This window comes from Paracoccus mangrovi (assembly GCF_042648425.1).
GTDB lineage: Bacteria > Pseudomonadota > Alphaproteobacteria > Rhodobacterales > Rhodobacteraceae > Paracoccus > Paracoccus mangrovi.
In genome coordinates, this window is the sequence record NZ_JBHRXJ010000013.1 from 1 (window position 1) to 16,540 (window position 16,540).

Consider the following 16,540-nt stretch of genomic DNA (forward strand, 5'->3'; position numbering starts at 1 on the left):
GCAGTTCGTCCAGCAGTTCGTTCGAAATCGTCATCGTCCTTGCTCCTCTCAGGAAGCATGGACCAGATCACCGATACACAGAAGATCGGACACTCTCGTTTCGGCGAAATCAAGCCCAACCTGCCGCAAATCCAGCGCGCCCCCGAATGGATCGCCTGTTCCACAGAACAGGGAACCACAGTCGCCAATACGACGCCCGCGATTGCCGGCAAGGCACGTCCCGACGAAACCCAGCTCGACTGTTTCCTGCGCCAGCCCGAGGCCGCCGCCTATCCGCGCTTTAACCCGCTGATCTATTCCGCCGATACGCTGTTGCCCATCGTCTCGCTGGAAATGCAATCCTACTGGATCCCCGACGACCGCAAGCCCATCGGCAAAACGGCCCGGCTCTATTTGTGGCTGCATATCTTTGCGGGCTGGGGCTTGACCCTTTTGGCCGTCGCCGGCTTCTCTGGTCTGATCAAGACGGACAACACCAAATGACCGACATCCAGACCCGCATCCGCAACAGCTTCGACCGCCAGACCATGATGCGCACCCTCGGCGCCCAGCTTGCACAGATCCAGCCGGGCCAGGTCGTCATCACCGCCCCGATCCTTCCCACATCCTTGCAGCAACAGGGCGCGGGTCATGCCGGTCTGGCCTTCAGCATCGGCGATTCGGCGGCCGGCTATTCCGCGCTCAGCCTAATGCCCGAAGATGTCGAGGTGATGACCGTCGAGATGAAGATCAACCTCATGTCCCCTGCCCTTGGTGATCGCCTGGTCGCCGAAGGCCGCGTGATCCGCCCCGGCCGCCGCATCATGGTCGTTGCCGCCGACGTCTGGACCGAAACCGCCGGCCAGCGCAAGCATGTCGCGATACTGCAAGGCACGATGATACCGGTCTGATCCTTGCCACAGACGCCCCGGGGGCCAGCCCCCGGACCCCCGGGATATTTGAACATGAAAGACAAGGCTGGTCGCCCGCCCCTCTCTTTCATGTCCAAATATCCTGGGGGAGCGCGGAACGCGCGGGGGCAAAGCCCCCCTTTCAACTGCGGTCCGGGCCGGAAAGGATGCGTTCTTCCTGGGCGATGAAATGATCCATCATCACCCGCCAAAGCCGTTCGGCCAGATCGGGATCGAAGCCCTGTTCGCCAGCGATACGGCGGGCATTGGCGGCAACCTCTTCGACCCGCGCATCGATGCGTGCCGGCAATCCTTCGCGCGATTTGATCCGGGCGGCCCGGTCGATCAGTGCGCTGCGTTCGGCCAGCAGCGCGATCAGACGTGCATCCAGCGCGTCGATGCGCGCGCGCAGGGCGGGCATATCGGGGATATCGTCGAAGCGTGCCATGGCGCCATCACATGCACCGCATGATGGGAAAGCGCAAGTGCCGCGCCCCATCCCGCGCAATCTTCGCGGTCAGCTTTGGGCCAGCGCCTCGATATCGCTGGCAAGGCTTTCGGCAAGCCCGGTCATGCGACCTGCGGCGTCGCCCCGCTGTGCATAGGCGCGCAGCCCGAAAATCCCCGCCTGCAACCGGCTGGCCAGATGATCGGGCGCGCGATCCGCGCCAAGCTGACCCGTGTTTTGCGCCGCGCGAAAGGCTGTCGCGAAGCTGGTCTCGATCCGGCGCATCTGGGCCTCGGCGAGTTCGCGCAGATCGGGATCGTCCGGGGTTTCGAGCAGGGTCTTGACCAGCATACAGGCCCGCGACGGGGCCGGCATGCTTGGTTGACGACCCAGGGCGCGGACATGCGCGGCCAACCCTGCCAGCGGCGTTTCCGCGGCGGCCATGGTCTGATGAAACTGTTGCTCGGAACGGTCGGCATAGAGGCGCAGGGTTTCGGCAAAAAGCCCCTCTTTCGAGCCGAAGGCCGCATAGATCGAGCCGGGGCGCATATCCAGCGCCACCTCGAGATCCTTGAGGGAGGTGCCGTGATAGCCCTTGGCCCAGAACAGTTCGAGCGCCTTGTCCAGCACCTTTTCGCGGTCATAGCCGGCCTTGCGCGCCATGGCGGTTCCGATCACCTGTTATTGAATGAACGCTCAATAATCTATCTTGATCCTCCGCCGGAGTAAAGTTACAAACCCGTTATTGAGCAATCACTCAATAATTCTGAAAGGAAATGACATGACCGAATTCACCATCCACACGCTGGAAACCGCACCCGAGCAAAGCCGCCCGCTGCTTGAGGATTCGAAGAAATCGTTCGGCCGCGTGCCGGGCCTGCATGCGGTCATGGCCGAGGCGCCGGCGCTGCTGGATGGCTACAAGCACCTGCACCGCCTGTTCCAGCACGAAACCAGCTTTGACAAGGATGAGCTGACCGTGGTCTGGCAGACGATCAATGTCGAACATGCCTGCCATTACTGCGTGCCCGCCCATACCGGCATCGCCAAGATGATGAAGGTCGACGACGCGATCAGCAACGCATTGCGCGACGAGACCGCGCTGCCTTCGGCCCGGCTTGAGGCGCTGCGCGATTTCACCCTGGCCGTGGTGCGCAAGCGCGGCAATATCTCGGACGCCGATGTCCGCGCCTTCCTGGATGCCGGCTATACCCAGCGCCAGATTCTTGAGGTGGTTCTGGGCGTCGCCCAGAAAGTCATGTCGAACTATACCAACCACCTGGCGCATACCCCGGTGGACGAGCCGATGCGCGCCTTTGCCTGGGAACCCAAGACCCGGAACGCCTGATCCGACGATTGGCACACATGCAATGAAAGAACCCCGGTCCGAAAGGGCCGGGGTTCGTCTTTGATCATTGTCTTACCGGTGCGGCGCGATGGCCCACCAGATCAGGCCGGGGCGCGGTCGCCTTCGCCGGTGGCCGGCTTGACCTCGCCGGTTCTGGGGATCGCGGTGACCGAGGGGATCGAGCTGCCGGGGGTATCGTCATCCTCGCCCAAAGGCTCGCCGCGGATGATCTTGCCGATATCCTCGCCGGTCAGGGTTTCATATTCCAGAAGCCCCTTGGCCAGCCGCTCGAATTCCTCTTCCTTCTCGGTCAGGATGCGATAGGCGTCCTGATAGCCCTGTTCGATCAGGTCATGCACTTCCTGCTCGATCAGTTCCTTGGTCGCCGCCGAGACCGAGAAGCCGCCGGTATTGCCGGAATAGCCCTCATGCGCCTCGGCATAGTCGATATTACCGACCTTGTCGGACATGCCCCAGCGCATCACCATGGCCCGCGCCAGCGCCGAGGCCTGTTGAATATCGCCGGCCGGACCGTTCGACACACCCTCTTCGCCGTATTTGATGATCTCGGCGGCCTTGCCGGCCATGGTCATCGCCAGCTTCTGCTTGGCCTCGTCCTTGTGATAGTTCAGCCGGTCCATTTCCGGCAGGCTGACCACCATGCCAAGCGCACCGCCGCGCGGGATGATCGTCGCCTTATAGACCGGATCGCATTTCGGCAGGCTCAGACCGACGATGGCGTGGCCGGCCTCGTGATAGGCGGTCTTTTCCTTTTGCTCGGGGGTAAGGACCATGCTGCGACGCTCGACGCCCAGCATGACCTTGTCCTTGGCGTTTTCGAAATCTTCCATGGTGACGAAACGGCGGCCGATGCGCGCGGCCATCAGCGCGGCCTCGTTCACCAGGTTCATCAGATCGGCCCCCGAAAAGCCGGGCGTGCCGCGCGCGATGATGCGCAGATCGACATCCGGGCCGACCGGAACCTTGCGCGAATGCACGGCCAGGATTTTCTCGCGCCCCTTGATGTCGGGGTTCGGAACGTGAATCTGGCGATCGAAACGGCCGGGGCGCAAAAGCGCCGGGTCCAGCACGTCCTTGCGGTTGGTGGCGGCGATGATGATGACGCCTTCATTGGCGTCAAAGCCGTCCATTTCCACCAGAAGCTGGTTCAGCGTCTGTTCGCGTTCGTCATTGCCGCCGCCGATGCCGACGCCGCGCGCACGGCCCACCGCGTCGATTTCGTCGATAAAGACGATGCAGGGGGCGCTTTTCTTGGCCTGTTCGAACATGTCGCGCACACGCGACGCGCCGACGCCCACGAACATTTCGACGAAATCCGAACCCGAAATGGTAAAGAAGGGCACGCCCGCCTCGCCCGCGATGGCGCGGGCCAGCAGGGTCTTACCGGTACCGGGCGGGCCGACCAGAAGCGCGCCTTTCGGGATCTTGCCGCCAAGGCGGCTGAATTTCTGCGGATTGCGCAGGAATTCGACGATCTCTTCCAGCTCTTCCTTGGCCTCGTCGATGCCGGCCACGTCGTCAAAGGTCACGCGGCCATGCTTTTCGGTCAGAAGCTTGGCGCGCGATTTGCCAAAGCCCATCGCGCCGCCTTTGCCGCCGCCCTGCATCCGGTTCATGAAGAAGATCCAGACCCCGATCAGCAGGATAAAGGGCAGCCAGACCCCCAACAGGGACATAAAGCCCGATTGCTGCTGGCGTTCGACCTTGACCTCGACCCCGCCGGCGATCAGCCGGTCGGCGATTTCTTCGCCCTGGGGGCGGACGGTGGTGTATTGCTTGCCATCCTTGGCGGTGATGCCGATATTTTCGCCGTCAATGGTGACGGCGGTGACTTCATCCTTTTCCACCCGCTGGATGAAATCGGAATAGCTGATCTGGCGGCTGTTCATCTGGGCCGATCCGTCGCTGAACAGATTGAACAGCGCCAGGATCATCAGAAACAGCACGACCCAGAAAGCGATATTGCGCGCGTTGCCCAAAGGCATCTCCTCCGCGGGTAAAAAGGCTTAGCTCAGAAAATAGGGATTCCGGCGTCAGGTTCAATGCGTATAGAGCATTGCGCCGAAATCGCCCACCCCGCGCAGCGGCGTGGCGCGGATGCCCGCCTGATCGCGGATCAGCGGCGCGGCCACCAGATCGTCGCCCGACCAGATCGCGGGACTGGCCGCCGCCTCGTCCCGGCCCATGCCAGAGGCGCGCCAGTCCAGCCCCGGCAGCGGCGCATATCCCAGCGCGCGCACCTGTTGCCCGGGGCGCAGCCCGACGACGCGCCAGCGCCGGTCCCAGATCGCGCCCCCCTGCGCATCGGGCGACGCGGCGGGGCTGATGGCCGCAGCCCGGGGTTCACGGATCAGGCACAGCGCGCCCTCCCGCACCTGCGCGATAACGCCGTCCAACGTCAGGCGGGCGGATCCGGGTGCGTCGTTTTGCAACGCCTCCAGCAGATGCAGCACCGCCGCGCGCCGGGGCGGATAATCGGCGCCGCTGACAAAGCGCAGCCCTGCGACAAGAAGCCGCCGCCGGATTTCGGTCGGGGCGGCACGGAATGGCGCCAGCGGCAGCGCCAGCGCAGCGTGGCGCGCCTGTGCCCCCTCGGCCACCTGCGCGGCAAAGGCGCAAAGCGCATCCCGCGCCATGGACAGGTTTTCCGCCACCTGCACCAGCTGCGGCAAGGGCAGGTCCAGCGCCGCCAGCGCCTTGCGCGCCCGCACCCGGTCAAAGGCGTCATTGTCATTCGACGGATCATCGGTCCAGCCGATCCCCCGCGCCCGCAGCCAGTCGCGCAGATCGGCGCGCCCCACGCCCAGCATCGGCCGCAACCAGACCATCCCATCGGCCCGCCGCGTCGCGGCCATGCCCGACAACCCGTCGATGCCGGCGCCGCGCCCAAGTCGCATGACAAGGGTTTCGGCCTGATCGTCGCGGGTATGGCCCAGCAGCACCGCCGCAAGCCCGCGCCCGCGCGCCCAATCCGACAACAGCCGCAGCCGGGCAAGCCGCGCATCGGCCATCAGATTGCCGGACGCCCCCTGGTCCCCGCGCTGCCAGAACAGGGTTTCGTGCCCGATGCCAAGCGCCTCCGCCGCCTGCCCGGCCTGACGCGCCTCATCGGCCGAACCGGGGCGCAACCCGTGATCGACGGTCGCGGCCATCAGCCGCCGCCCCCCGGCCCAACCCTGTACAAGATGCATCATGGCAATGGAATCGCCGCCGCCCGACAGCGCGATCCCCAGCGCATCCGCCGAACCGGCCAGCCGGTCCAGCGCCGCGTGAACGGTGGTCTCGACCTTGTCGGGCCTAGCCCTCATCCGCCATATCCGCCGCGGCCTCGGGGTCCAGCGTCTCTGTCCCCGCATCGCCACCGCCCAGAAACGCGGTGCAATCGGCATCGGTCATGCGCTTTTCGGCCTCGGCCATCTGGGGCGAATCGGCAAAGCGGTTGGCGATTTCCTGAAGATAAAAGCAGCCCTCTTGCGGGCCGCCCTTGGCCGACATGGCCCGCGACAGGCCCAAAAGCGCGTCGGGGGCCTGGGGACCGTTCGGGTTGGCGGCGAAACTTTCCAGCCAGGCGATGCCGGCCCCGTCCAGATCCCCCGCCGCATCCAGCGCCTGACCGCGCAGGAACAGCGCCTCGGCGGTCAGTGGGCCACCGGCATGGGTCTGGGCAATGGCCGCGAAGAGCTCCGCAGCACGGCGAAAGTCACCTTGACCGAGCACCTCCCGGGCCCGGTCGAAATCGGCCTTTTCCGCCGCCGTGGCGGCGACCCCGGCCGAAGGGGTCCTGGATTGAAGCGCGCCCTGTTGATCGGACGAAGGCAACGCGCCCGAGCCGCCCTGTTCGCCCAGCGTCGGCGTAGTCAGACTGCCCAGATCGCAGCCCTCTTCCATTTCGCACAGGCGAAACTCGATATCGCCGATGCGGGTGGTGCCGTCGCGAACCACGCGGTCGATCTGGTTTTGCAGCTTTTCGGTCTGGCCGGTCAGCTGCGCCAGCCGCGCCTCCATCGCATTCATGCGGTCTATGGCGCTGTCGCCGCCCGCCGCCGCAAAGCCGGCCGGCCCCGAGGCCACCAGCTGCGCGCGCAGGTTTTGCAGGTCGGTGGACAGCTGGCCCAGCTCGGCCCTGATATCGGCCAGGGTCTGGGCGTCCTGTGCGGCCACCGGCATGGCGGCGCCGAGCGCAAGGCCCGCCGCCAGAACCAGCGCCCTGATGCCCGGCTTTGTCATCAGCTGCCTGCCCCACCGCTGAGCGCGGTCACCGCGCGGCGGTTCTTGGAATAGCATTCCTCATCCGAACAGATCGCCAGCGGGCGTTCCTTGCCATAGCTGACGGTGCGCAACCGGCCCGGCGCCACCCCCTGCGAGATCAGGTATTCCTGAACCGAATTGGCGCGGCGCGCGCCCAGGGCAAGGTTGTATTCGCGCGTGCCCTGTTCGTCGGCATGACCTTCGATCACGGCGGAAAAGCCACGGTTCTGGTTCAGCCAGCCGGCCTGATTGGCCAGCGCCGACCGCGCCTCGGGCGAAAGCGTCGACTGGTCGATGGCAAAGAGCACGGTGTCGCCGACATTGGCCTTGAAATACTCGGCCGTGCCGGGCAGCGCGCTTGCGCCCACGCCACCCGCACCAGCCCCGGCGCCGCCCGCATAGGGGTCCTGCACCTGCATGTCCTTGGCGGGACGGGCACATGCCGCCAGCCCCAGGATGATCCCGATCGCGGCGATTTTAACGATAATCTTCATTCCGGTCCTGTCCCGTTCTTGCACTTAGGGCAGCAGCGGACCCCAATCGGGATCCGAGGCTGCGCCGTTCATCTTGACCGGGCGCATGTTGCGCCCCGTGATATCCACCGAATGCAGGCGCGGTTCGCCATTGCCGCCCGGCGTCACCCGGGTGAAAATCACCACTCGCCCATTGGGGGCCCAGGACGGGCCCTCGTCAAGGAACGATTCCGTCAGAGTTTTCTCTTCGGAACCATCGGTGCGCATGACGCCGATATGGAACTTGCCGCCACCCTGCCGGGTAAATGCGATCATATCGCCGCGCGGCGACCAGACGGGGGTGCCGTAACGCCCCTCGCCAAAGCTGATGCGCTTGGGTTCACCGCCATTGGCGCCCATGATGTAAAGCTGCGGCGTGCCCGAGCGGTCGCTTTCAAAGACGATCTGGCGGCCGTCGGGGCTATAGCTGGGCGAGGTCTCGATCGAGGGCGCATTGGTCAGCGCGCGCTGCGCGCCGGACGCGGCATCCATCTGATAGATGTCGGTATTGCCGCCCTGTTCCAGCGAATAGAGGATCCAGCGGCCATCGGGCGAAAAGCGCGGCGAAAAGCTCATCGAGCCCTGCTGCGCCGGTCCCAGGGCCCGCACGCCCAGCGAATTCATGTCCATCACCATCGCCTGCGGAAAGCCGGTGGCATAGCTGGTGAACAACAGACGCGAGCCGTCCGGCGAAAAGCGCGGCTTCAGAACCAGCGTGGAATCGTCGGTCATCCATTTCACATTGGCGCCGTCGTAATCCATAAGGCCGATGCGCTTGCGGCGCGCGTCCTTGGGACCGCTTTCCTGCACAAAGGCCACACGGCTGTCGAAATAGGGGCCTTCGCCGGTCAGACGCGAATAGACCTGATCGGCGGCCTTGTGCGCGGCGCGGCGCCAGTTGCCGGTGCCGGCGTCGAACTGCATGCCGTCGCCCAGGGGCTGGCCGGCGAAAACGTCGAACAGACGGAACTTGACGATGACCTTTCCGCCCTGAACCCGGACGGCGCCGGTGATCAGCGCCTGGGCGTTGATCGCCTTCCAGTCCTCATAGGACACGGGCGCGTCAAAGCTTTCGGGCCGGGCGATATGGGCGCTGGCGGGAATTTCCCTAAACAGGCCCGTGCCGGTCAGGTCGGCGGCGATCAGGTTCTGAACCTGTGCCAGATATTCACCGGCGCCGCCCTCGTCATGAAAGGCCGCGATGGCAAAGGGCATCGGCTCGATGACCCCATCGGTGATTTCGATCCGCAGGGGGCCGTCCTGCGCCTGAACGGGCGCGGCCAGACCCAGCCCGGCCAGGGCCATAACGGAAGTCAGAAGAAAGTTACGCAACATGAATCGCCCTCGTAAGGTCTTGGTTGCAGGATAGATGTTCACGCGGGGGGTTACCATGGGCAGGACTACTTAACCCGCGCGCCGCCGCTGGCGTTGAAGTCGATGATGACCTCGCTCCAGCGGTTGTACTTTTCCGGCGGCAGCTTGTAGCCACCCTTTTCGCACATCAGGATGGCGCGGCGCGCCGCCTCATAGGCCTGTTTGGCCGCCGCATCCGAGCCGCCGTCATGGCCGATCATGCGCAGCGAGCTTTTCTCGACCGTGCCGTCCCGCGCCATCGAGAAACGCACCGAAACCGTGGTGCGGCTGGCCTCGGTCGACAATGAACCCCGGTTCCAGCACTGTTCGACGGCGACGCGGAAGCCGTCCTTTTCGCCCTGCGACAGGGGCGGGCCATCGGCCGCCGGGCCACCGCCACCGGCGCCGCCGGAACCTTCGCCCTCAAGCGCCTCTTTCAGCGCGGCCTGCTTGGCGGCCTCATTGGCCTTGCGCTCGGCCTCGGCCTGTTCGCGGGCCTTGGCGGCGGCGCGTTCCTCGGCGGCCTTTTTCTCAGCAGCCTTTTTCTCGGCTGCCTTTTTCTCTGCGGCTTTCTTTTCAGCCGCTTTTTTCTCGGCGGCTTCCTTGGCCTCGGCCTCTTCCCGGGCCTTGGCTTCGGCGGCCTTTTTCTCGGCGGCCTTCTTGTCGGCTGCGGCCTTCTCGGCGGCCTTCTTTTCGGCCGCTTTTTCGGCCTTTTCAGCAGCGGCCTTTTCCGCCTCGGCCTCGGCCTCGGCGGTTTCGGCGGCGGCCTGACGGCGGGCGCGGGCGGCGGCTTCCTCGGCCTTGCGGGCGGCTTCGGCATCGGCCTCGCGGCGCGCATTCTCGCGGCGCTCCTCGCGGGCGCGCTCATCGGCGGCGCGGCGGGCGGCCTCTTTCTGGGCTTTTTCGGCGGCGGCCTGTTCCTCGGCGGCTTCGGCCGCCTCGCGCGCAAGGGTGGCCTCGCGCTGGCGCGCGGCCTCGGCGGCCTCACGACGTGCCTGAATGGCAGCGGCAAGGCCTTCGGGGCGGCCACGCGGGCGGGCCGATTCGACCGGCGCCTGGGCCGAGCGTTGCGGGATCGGCGCCGGCGATTGCGACTGTGCGGGGTTGCGCGCCGGATCGGGACGGTCCGCGTCACCGGGCAGCGCCGCGCGATCCGTCGCGGTTTCGGGTTCCGCGGGTTGCGGCGCGGCGGTGGCGACCGCGACAGGCGGGTTGGGATTTTCGAAATCCGACAGGTCCGGGCGCTCTTCCGGCCGGTCCGAGGGACGCACCAGATCGGCGGTCTGGGCCTTGGGGTCGGGCGGGCTGGTGGCTTCGGGCGCGCCGGCGCGGTTCTCGCTTTCGGGAACGCGGGGCTGGGCGGGCGTCGCGGCAGCAGTGTCGCCCACCGGCCCACGACCCGCCGCGGCGCTGGCCAGCGACTGGAATTCCGCCTCGCTCATCGTGGCGACCTCGGCCATGCGCACGGCGTCCAGAGGCTGCGGGCGAAACAGTGCCCCGCCCGCCAGCGCAGCCCCGATCAGCCCGGCATGCGTCACGCCGGAAATCCAGTAGCCAATGCGATCCGCGCGGTCCATGGCCTAACCGTCCGCATCCATGCGCGGGCCGCCCGCCTCGGTGACCAGCACGATATTGTTGAAGCCGGCCGCGTTCAGCGCCCCCATGACTTCCATCACCCGGGCATAGGGGATGGCGCCATCCGCGCGCAGATAGATCTTGTCGCTCTGGCGTTCCTCGGCCACGGCGCGCAGGCGGGTGACCAGCTCATTCTCGGGCACCTCGGTGGTCATCACCAGGATCGGCCCCTCGGGCGTGACCGAAACGCTCAGCGGCTCTTCCGGCTCGGCCGGAACGGCCTGCGCGGCGGTCTTGGGCAGCTCCAGCGGCACCCCCACGGTCAAAAGCGGCGCCGCGACCATGAAGATGATCAGAAGCACCAGCATGACGTCCACAAAGGGCGTGACGTTGATTTCCGCCATCGGCTGGGTGCGCGCCCGCCCCCTGCCCTTGTGGCTGCGTTTGATGACCCCCGCGCCCATTTATTCGTCGTCCAGCTGACGCGACAGGATGGTCGAGAATTCGTCGGCAAAGGCCTCCTGATTGCCGATTAGACGGTCGGAATCGGCGCTGAGCTTGTTGTAAAAGATCACCGCCGGGATCGCGGCCAAAAGCCCCAGCGCGGTCGCGACCAGCGCCTCGGCAATGCCCGGCGCCACCACGGCCAGCGAGGTGTTCTGCGAAATCGCGATTTCCTCGAACGCGGTCTTGATGCCCCAGACGGTGCCGAAAAGCCCGATGAACGGCGCGGTCGACCCCACCGTGGCCAGGAAAGGCAGGCCACGGGTCATGCGGTCGTTTTCGCGGCTGATCGCCACATTCATCGCCCGGTCGATGCGCGCGGTGGCGCCCGCGATCAGATTGCCGTCATCGCGGTGGCTGCGGCGCCATTCGGTCATGCCGGCGGCAAAGATGCGCTCGGACGGGCCCGAGGGATTGTCGCCCATGCGGTCGAACAGATCGTCCAACGGCTGTCCCGACCAGAAGGCGCGGTCGAAACGGTCCGCCTCGCGCCGGGCATTGGCATAGGTGATGAATTTCTGAATGATGATGGCCCAGGCCCAGAACGAGGCCAGGATCAGGATCACCATGACGATCTGCACCGTCAGCGAGGCCCGCGCGAAAAGCGCAAACAGCGAAAAATCGACCGGCTGCCCGGCGGCAAGTTGTTCCATGAAATCGGCCTGTCCTTTGGCGCCGCGTGATGCGCGGCTTTTGCGGCGCAACTAGCAGAACGGCCGGCGGGGACAAACCCCCGTCACGTCAATTCTGCGTCAGTTGCGCGCAAGACGCGCCGCTTTGCAACCGCGCTGCAACATCGGCCGGGATGCGCAGCGGCCGCCCCCCCTCGCCCAGACAGACCACCGTGACCCGCGCCACAAACAGCGCGGCACCCTCGCGCAGGACGCGCTGGTCGATGACGATCCGCGCCGGGGTCTGTGCATGCAGGCTGGACTCGACCACCAGCTGATCGTCGAAACGCGCGGGCGACAGATAGTCCGCCTCGACCCGGCGGACCGCAAAGACCAGCCCCTGCTGCTTCAGAACGCGCTGATCGACGCCCACCTCACGCAGCCATTCGGAACGCCCGCGCTCGATGAATTTCAGATAGTTGGCGTAATAGACGATACCGGCAAGATCGGTATCTTCATAATAAACGCGGACCGGAAAGCTGTGCATGACACCCCAGATACAAGCGTGGCCGGGGGTTTTCCACCCCCGTCGCCTGACGGCGACTCCCCCGGAGGATATTTCGGCATGAAAGAAGTCTGATCGCTCAACGTGACAGCCGCGCGACAAGGCGCAGGGCATAAGAAGGGTCGGTCGCGACATCGGGAAGCGACGGGTCATAGGCGGCGCGGATCAGGGCGGCCAGCCCGGCGCTTGGCGTGACATCGCGGGCGAATGTCAGCGTCGAGCGCACGGCAAGCGTCTCGGCCAGCTGCGCGGGATGCACATCCGCCAGATTGCCGCCCATATTGACAAAACTGATGCAGGCCCGGATCGCACCCCCGGCATCAAAGCGAAACAGCCGATACTGATCCGCCACCCGAGCAGACAGCCGCGCCGGCAGATCCGGTTGACCCGTCAGGCGGTCCAGATCGGGCACCTCTTCCAGCTCGGCCCAGTCGCGGACAAAGAAGGTGATCAGGTTCGCCCCCATATCGGGATCGGTCTCGGCAAGCGGGTGGCCCGCATGCGCATAGACCGCCCGCACGACATCGCGAAAGATCGACAGGCTTTCATCCGCAAGGCCAAACATCACCGGCGCGACCGGCCGGCCCCATCGCGCAAGCAGGAACTTTCCCTCGCGGGTGAAAAGCCCCGCGATCTCGTCCAGATCGAAACCGGCGTCTGTCTCTTTCATGCTGAAATATCCTCGGGGGTGAATTGCGGCGCGAGCCGCAAGAGGGGGCAGAAAGCCCCCTCTGCCCGCCACTGGCGCGCCTCAGCCGATGATCGTGGCTTCGGTCGCCGCGCGCAGATCGGCCTCGCTCACACCATCGGCCAGCTCGACAATCCGCAGCCCGCCCTCGACCACGTCCAGAACGCCAAGGTTGGTGATGATGCGGTCGACCACCGCCTGACCGGTCAGCGGCAGCGTACAGGCGCGCAGCACCTTCGATTCGCCGGCCTTGTTGGTGTGGTCCATCACCACCACCACGCGCTTGACGCCCGCCACAAGATCCATGGCGCCGCCCATGCCCTTGACCAGCTTGCCCGGGATCATCCAGTTCGCCAGATCGCCGTTTTCGGCCACCTCCATCGCGCCCAGGATCGCCATGGCGATCTTGCCGCCGCGGATCATGGCAAAGCTTTCGGCGCTGTCGAAAAAGGCCGTCTGCGGCAGCGCCGTCACCGTCTGCTTGCCGGCATTGATCAGGTCGGGATCCTCTTCGCCCTCATAGGGAAAGGGGCCGATGCCCAGCATGCCGTTTTCCGATTGCAGCGTCACCTCGACCCCTTCGGGGATATAGTTCGCCACCAGCGTCGGGATCCCGATGCCAAGGTTCACATACCAGCCGTCCTGCAATTCCTGCGCGGCGCGGGCGGCCATCTGATTGCGGTCCCAGCCAGCCATCATGCGGTCTCCTTCTTGCGGGTGGTGCGCTGTTCGATGCGCTTTTCATGCTGCCCCTGGATCAGGCGGTGTACATAGATTCCCGGAAGATGGATATTGTCGGGATCCAGCGAGCCGGTGGGCACGATTTCCTCGACCTCGACCACGCAGACACGGCCGCATTTCGCCGCCGGCACGTTGAAGTTGCGCGCGGTCTTGCGGAAAATCACGTTGCCCGAGGGATCGGCCTTCCAGCCCTTGACGATGGACAGATCGGCGACGATCCCGCGTTCCAGGATATAGGTCTCGCCGTCGAAATCGTGATGTTCCTTGCCCTCGGCGATCACCGTGCCGACACCGGTCTTGGTGTAAAAGCCCGGGATCCCGGCACCGCCCGCGCGCATGCGTTCGGCCAGCGTGCCCTGGGGGTTGAACTCAAGCTCAAGCTCGCCCGACAGGTATTGACGCATGAATTCCGCATTCTCACCCACATAGGACGAGATCATTTTCCTGATCTGACGGCTGTCCAACAGCTTGCCCAGACCGAAATGGTCGACCCCGCAATTGTTGCTGGCCACCGTCAAATCCTTCGTTCCGGCCCGCAGGATGCCGTCGATCAGAAGCTCGGGGATCCCGCAAAGACCAAACCCACCGGCGGCGATCAGCATCCCATCCCTGAGGAGCCCGTCAAGCGCGGCATCCGCGCCCGCATAGACCTTCTTCATAAATCCCTCCACTGTTGGACGAGGCTGTTGTGGCCAGTTTCGAAAACCAAGTCAACGCGGGGCAAAACCTGTTAGCGCGACCGGCGCGCCGCGACAGGACACCCCCGCAGCCAGAGGGAAAGGGAAAGCGGATGGCCCGGATTTTCATCAGGCGCGTCTATGACGCACCCGCGCCCGACGAGGGGCAAAGGGTGCTGGTCGACCGGCTTTGGCCGCGCGGGATCAGCCATGAAAGGCTGGGCGAGGACACGCCCTGGCTCAAGGATATCGCGCCCTCGGACGAGTTGCGGCACTGGTTCGACCACGATCCGGCGAAATGGCCCGAGTTTCAGCGCCGCTACGCGGCCGAGCTGGACGCCAATCCCGGACCCGTGGCGGAGCTGCGCACGATGATCGCGCGCGGCCCGGTCACGCTGTTGTTCGCGGCCCATGACGCGCAGCACAACAATGCGGTCGCGCTGCGCGCATATCTCATGCGCTAGCCCAGCCTCAATAGCCCAGCGTCGCCGCATCCGGCCGGCGCGGATCGGATGCGCCGTAAAGCGCGCCGGTCGCCGGATCGCGCATGATCGACTGGGTCGAGCCCATCGCATCCTTCAGCGCGATGCTATGCCCCTTGGCCTGCAAAAGCCGGATGGTATCGAGGCTCAGCCCCTCTTCCACGCGCAGCTCGTCGGGAAGCCATTGGTGATGGACGCGCGGCGCGGTCGAGGCCTCGGCCACATTCATGCCGTGATCGATCATGTTCATCACCACCTGCAAAACGGTGGTGATGATCCGCGCGCCGCCGGGCGATCCGGTGACCAGCCAGACCTTACCGTCTTTCAGCACGATGGTCGGCGTCATCGACGAAAGCGGCCGCTTGCCGGCCTGAATGGCATTGGCATCGCCGCCGATCAGGCCAAAGCCGTTGGGCGTGCCGGGTTTGGCGGAAAAATCGTCCATCTCGTTGTTCATCAACACGCCGGTGCCATCCGCGACCAGCCCCGAGCCATAGTTGAAATTGATCGTATAGGTGTTCGAGACCGCGTTACCGTCCTTGTCCACGACCGAAAAATGCGTGGTCTGATCGGATTCGTAAGGCGCCAGATCGGCCGGCGCGATCTGTGCGGCGGGCCGGGCAAAATCGGCGCTGATCTTGTCGCGCATGTCGGCGGCATATTCCTTGCTGGTCAGGGCGGCCACCGGCACATCGACGAAATCCGGGTCGCCCAGGTATTCCGAACGGTCGGCATAGGCGAGCTTCATCGTCTCGGCCATCAGGTGGATGGTCTCGGCCGAATTCTGGCCCAGCGCGCCGATGGGATAGCCCTCAAGCGCGTTCAGGATCTGAATCAGATGCACACCGCCCGAGGATGGCGGCGGCATCGAGACGATATCATAGCCGCGATAGGTTCCCTTGACCGGCTCGCGTTCCATGACCTTATAGGCGGCCATGTCCTCGGGCGTGATCAGCCCGCCATCGGCCTGCACGGCCTTGGAAATCGCCTCGGCCACCTCGCCCTTGTAAAATCCGTCCGGTCCCTCGGCCGCGATCTTTTTCAGGGTTTTGGCCAGATCGGCCTGAACCAGCGTTTCGCCGGGCTTCCAGACGGTGCCGTCCTCTTTGAAGAAAATCCTGGTGGTGGCGGGGTATTTCGTCAGATACTGGCGCTCGGCCTCGATGCTGTCGGCCAGTTCGGGGGTGACGGTGAACCCCTCTTCGGCCAGCTTGATCGCCGGGGCGATGACATCGGCCCATTCCATGGTGCCGTATTTGTCCAGCGCAAGCTTCATCCCCGCGACCGTACCCGGCACCCCCGATGAGGCGCCGCTGTAAAGCGACTTGTCGCTGTCCGGCTCGCCCGCCTCGTTCAGAAACATGTCCCGCGATGCCCCCGCCGGCGCCATTTCGCGATAGTCGATGGCGTGGGTCTGGCCGGTCTTGGCGTCATGAACCAGCATGAAGCCGCCGCCCCCGATATTGCCCGCGCGCGGCAAGGTCACCGCCAGCGCAAAGGCCACGGCGACGCCCGCATCGACGGCATTGCCCCCTTTGGCCATGATGTCGCGCCCGATCGCCGCGGCCAGATGTTCCTGCGCGGACACCATGCCATTTTGGGCCCAGACCGGGTGAATGCGGTCCAGCGTGTCAAAGATCGCGCCGGTATCGGCCAGCGCCCCCGACACCGCGACCGATGCCCCCGCCAGCCCCAAGAAAAGCGCGCCGAACCGCCCTGATGGAAACGTCATGCAATCCCCCTTTCCAAATCTGCCTGAAAATCACCGGCCAAGGGTAACAGCAGAACGGGCAAGGTCAAACGGCCGCGACACCCGCACCCGGGCATGAAAAAACCGGCGCCAGGGGGCGCCGGTTCATTTCCAATGGTTCATATTC

The 16,540-nt window shown here is 65.3% G+C and carries 19 protein-coding genes; 4 read left to right on the top strand and 15 right to left on the bottom strand.

Annotated features, from left to right (window positions below; translation table 11 throughout):
• A partial coding sequence (locus ACFOMH_RS15555; protein ID WP_377745618.1) for a hypothetical protein occupies window positions 1–483 on the top strand: 483 nt, incomplete at its 5' end.
• The gene (locus ACFOMH_RS15560) at window positions 480–890 is read left to right on the top strand and encodes a PaaI family thioesterase (RefSeq protein WP_377745620.1); all 411 of its coding nucleotides are present in this window, start codon (window positions 480–482) and stop codon (window positions 888–890) included. The genes ACFOMH_RS15555 and ACFOMH_RS15560, both read left to right, overlap by 4 nt.
• Window positions 891–1,032: 142 nt before the next feature.
• Here ACFOMH_RS15560 and ACFOMH_RS15565 read toward each other — a convergent pair whose 3' ends face one another.
• Both ACFOMH_RS15565 and ACFOMH_RS15570 read right to left on the bottom strand, forming a co-directional pair.
• Window positions 1,033–1,338 carry a chorismate mutase gene (locus tag ACFOMH_RS15565; RefSeq protein ID WP_374425641.1) on the bottom strand — a complete coding sequence of 102 codons (306 nt, stop codon included), beginning with the start codon at window positions 1,336–1,338 and terminating at the stop codon, window positions 1,033–1,035.
• A 69-nt stretch (window positions 1,339–1,407) separates the two neighbouring features.
• Window positions 1,408–2,016, bottom strand: coding sequence for a TetR/AcrR family transcriptional regulator (locus tag ACFOMH_RS15570; RefSeq protein WP_377745623.1), 609 nt, complete (start codon window positions 2,014–2,016; stop codon window positions 1,408–1,410).
• A 103-nt stretch (window positions 2,017–2,119) separates the two neighbouring features.
• Between ACFOMH_RS15570 and ACFOMH_RS15575 the strand changes: the two genes are divergently transcribed.
• Entirely contained in the window at window positions 2,120–2,686 is a 567-nt protein-coding gene (locus tag ACFOMH_RS15575; RefSeq protein ID WP_374425639.1) for a carboxymuconolactone decarboxylase family protein, read from the top strand.
• A 101-nt stretch (window positions 2,687–2,787) separates the two neighbouring features.
• On the opposite strand, the gene ftsH is transcribed toward ACFOMH_RS15575, so the two are convergent.
• From ftsH to ACFOMH_RS15635, 12 genes are all read right to left on the bottom strand, one after another.
• Window positions 2,788–4,686: an ATP-dependent zinc metalloprotease FtsH gene (gene ftsH, locus ACFOMH_RS15580; protein ID WP_377745763.1), complete on the bottom strand. Its 1,899-nt coding sequence runs from the start codon at window positions 4,684–4,686 to the stop codon at window positions 2,788–2,790.
• Window positions 4,687–4,746: 60 nt separating this feature from the next.
• On the bottom strand, window positions 4,747–6,015 hold the full coding sequence (gene tilS / locus ACFOMH_RS15585; protein WP_377745625.1) for a tRNA lysidine(34) synthetase TilS: 1,269 nt from the start codon (window positions 6,013–6,015) through the stop codon (window positions 4,747–4,749).
• A complete protein-coding gene (locus ACFOMH_RS15590; RefSeq protein ID WP_377745627.1) occupies window positions 6,005–6,934 on the bottom strand; it encodes a tetratricopeptide repeat protein in 930 nt (309 codons plus the stop codon). The genes tilS and ACFOMH_RS15590 overlap by 11 nt, the downstream gene beginning before the upstream one ends.
• Window positions 6,934–7,449: a peptidoglycan-associated lipoprotein Pal gene (gene pal, locus ACFOMH_RS15595; RefSeq protein ID WP_374425635.1), complete on the bottom strand. Its 516-nt coding sequence runs from the start codon at window positions 7,447–7,449 to the stop codon at window positions 6,934–6,936. Before pal ends, ACFOMH_RS15590 begins: the two co-directional genes overlap by 1 nt.
• A gap of 24 nt (window positions 7,450–7,473) precedes the next feature.
• Window positions 7,474–8,784: a Tol-Pal system beta propeller repeat protein TolB gene (tolB, locus tag ACFOMH_RS15600; RefSeq protein ID WP_374425691.1), complete on the bottom strand. Its 1,311-nt coding sequence runs from the start codon at window positions 8,782–8,784 to the stop codon at window positions 7,474–7,476.
• Window positions 8,785–8,867: 83 nt separating this feature from the next.
• Complete coding sequence (locus tag ACFOMH_RS15605) at window positions 8,868–10,397, bottom strand: protein TolA (RefSeq protein ID WP_377745630.1); 1,530 nt, start codon at window positions 10,395–10,397, stop codon at window positions 8,868–8,870.
• A 3-nt stretch (window positions 10,398–10,400) separates the two neighbouring features.
• Window positions 10,401–10,859 (bottom strand): ExbD/TolR family protein, encoded by a 459-nt coding sequence (locus ACFOMH_RS15610; protein ID WP_374425633.1) that lies wholly within the window; start codon window positions 10,857–10,859, stop codon window positions 10,401–10,403.
• Window positions 10,860–11,552: a protein TolQ gene (gene tolQ, locus ACFOMH_RS15615; RefSeq protein WP_374425632.1), complete on the bottom strand. Its 693-nt coding sequence runs from the start codon at window positions 11,550–11,552 to the stop codon at window positions 10,860–10,862.
• Between the two features lie 88 nt (window positions 11,553–11,640).
• A complete protein-coding gene (ybgC, locus tag ACFOMH_RS15620) occupies window positions 11,641–12,057 on the bottom strand; it encodes a tol-pal system-associated acyl-CoA thioesterase (protein WP_377745632.1) in 417 nt (138 codons plus the stop codon).
• A gap of 97 nt (window positions 12,058–12,154) precedes the next feature.
• Window positions 12,155–12,745: a hypothetical protein gene (locus tag ACFOMH_RS15625; protein WP_377745634.1), complete on the bottom strand. Its 591-nt coding sequence runs from the start codon at window positions 12,743–12,745 to the stop codon at window positions 12,155–12,157.
• An 81-nt stretch (window positions 12,746–12,826) separates the two neighbouring features.
• Window positions 12,827–13,462 (bottom strand): 3-oxoacid CoA-transferase subunit B, encoded by a 636-nt coding sequence (locus ACFOMH_RS15630; RefSeq protein WP_377745636.1) that lies wholly within the window; start codon window positions 13,460–13,462, stop codon window positions 12,827–12,829.
• Complete coding sequence (locus ACFOMH_RS15635) at window positions 13,459–14,163, bottom strand: CoA transferase subunit A (RefSeq protein WP_374425628.1); 705 nt, start codon at window positions 14,161–14,163, stop codon at window positions 13,459–13,461. The genes ACFOMH_RS15630 and ACFOMH_RS15635 overlap by 4 nt, the downstream gene beginning before the upstream one ends.
• Before the next feature lie 131 nt (window positions 14,164–14,294).
• On the opposite strand from ACFOMH_RS15635, the gene ACFOMH_RS15640 reads away from it, so the two are divergent.
• Window positions 14,295–14,645, top strand: coding sequence for a DUF488 domain-containing protein (locus tag ACFOMH_RS15640; protein ID WP_377745638.1), 351 nt, complete (start codon window positions 14,295–14,297; stop codon window positions 14,643–14,645).
• Between the two features lie 7 nt (window positions 14,646–14,652).
• Here ACFOMH_RS15640 and ggt read toward each other — a convergent pair whose 3' ends face one another.
• On the bottom strand, window positions 14,653–16,395 hold the full coding sequence (gene ggt, locus ACFOMH_RS15645) for a gamma-glutamyltransferase (RefSeq protein ID WP_377745640.1): 1,743 nt from the start codon (window positions 16,393–16,395) through the stop codon (window positions 14,653–14,655).
• Window positions 16,396–16,540 lie beyond the last annotated feature (145 nt).

Coding starts and splice junctions, on each gene's coding strand:
- ACFOMH_RS15560 (WP_377745620.1), top strand. CDS start 480: ATGACCGACATCCAGACCCGCATCCGCAACAGCTTCGACCGCCAGACC.
- ACFOMH_RS15565 (WP_374425641.1), bottom strand. CDS start 1,338: ATGGCACGCTTCGACGATATCCCCGATATGCCCGCCCTGCGCGCGCGC.
- ACFOMH_RS15575 (WP_374425639.1), top strand. CDS start 2,120: ATGACCGAATTCACCATCCACACGCTGGAAACCGCACCCGAGCAAAGC.
- tilS (WP_377745625.1), bottom strand. CDS start 6,015: ATGAGGGCTAGGCCCGACAAGGTCGAGACCACCGTTCACGCGGCGCTG.
- ACFOMH_RS15590 (WP_377745627.1), bottom strand. CDS start 6,934: ATGACAAAGCCGGGCATCAGGGCGCTGGTTCTGGCGGCGGGCCTTGCG.
- pal (WP_374425635.1), bottom strand. CDS start 7,449: ATGAAGATTATCGTTAAAATCGCCGCGATCGGGATCATCCTGGGGCTG.
- ACFOMH_RS15605 (WP_377745630.1), bottom strand. CDS start 10,397: ATGGACCGCGCGGATCGCATTGGCTACTGGATTTCCGGCGTGACGCAT.
- ACFOMH_RS15610 (WP_374425633.1), bottom strand. CDS start 10,859: ATGGGCGCGGGGGTCATCAAACGCAGCCACAAGGGCAGGGGGCGGGCG.
- tolQ (WP_374425632.1), bottom strand. CDS start 11,552: ATGGAACAACTTGCCGCCGGGCAGCCGGTCGATTTTTCGCTGTTTGCG.
- ybgC (WP_377745632.1), bottom strand. CDS start 12,057: ATGCACAGCTTTCCGGTCCGCGTTTATTATGAAGATACCGATCTTGCC.
- ACFOMH_RS15625 (WP_377745634.1), bottom strand. CDS start 12,745: ATGAAAGAGACAGACGCCGGTTTCGATCTGGACGAGATCGCGGGGCTT.
- ACFOMH_RS15630 (WP_377745636.1), bottom strand. CDS start 13,462: ATGATGGCTGGCTGGGACCGCAATCAGATGGCCGCCCGCGCCGCGCAG.
- ACFOMH_RS15635 (WP_374425628.1), bottom strand. CDS start 14,163: ATGAAGAAGGTCTATGCGGGCGCGGATGCCGCGCTTGACGGGCTCCTC.
- ACFOMH_RS15640 (WP_377745638.1), top strand. CDS start 14,295: ATGGCCCGGATTTTCATCAGGCGCGTCTATGACGCACCCGCGCCCGAC.
- ggt (WP_377745640.1), bottom strand. CDS start 16,395: ATGACGTTTCCATCAGGGCGGTTCGGCGCGCTTTTCTTGGGGCTGGCG.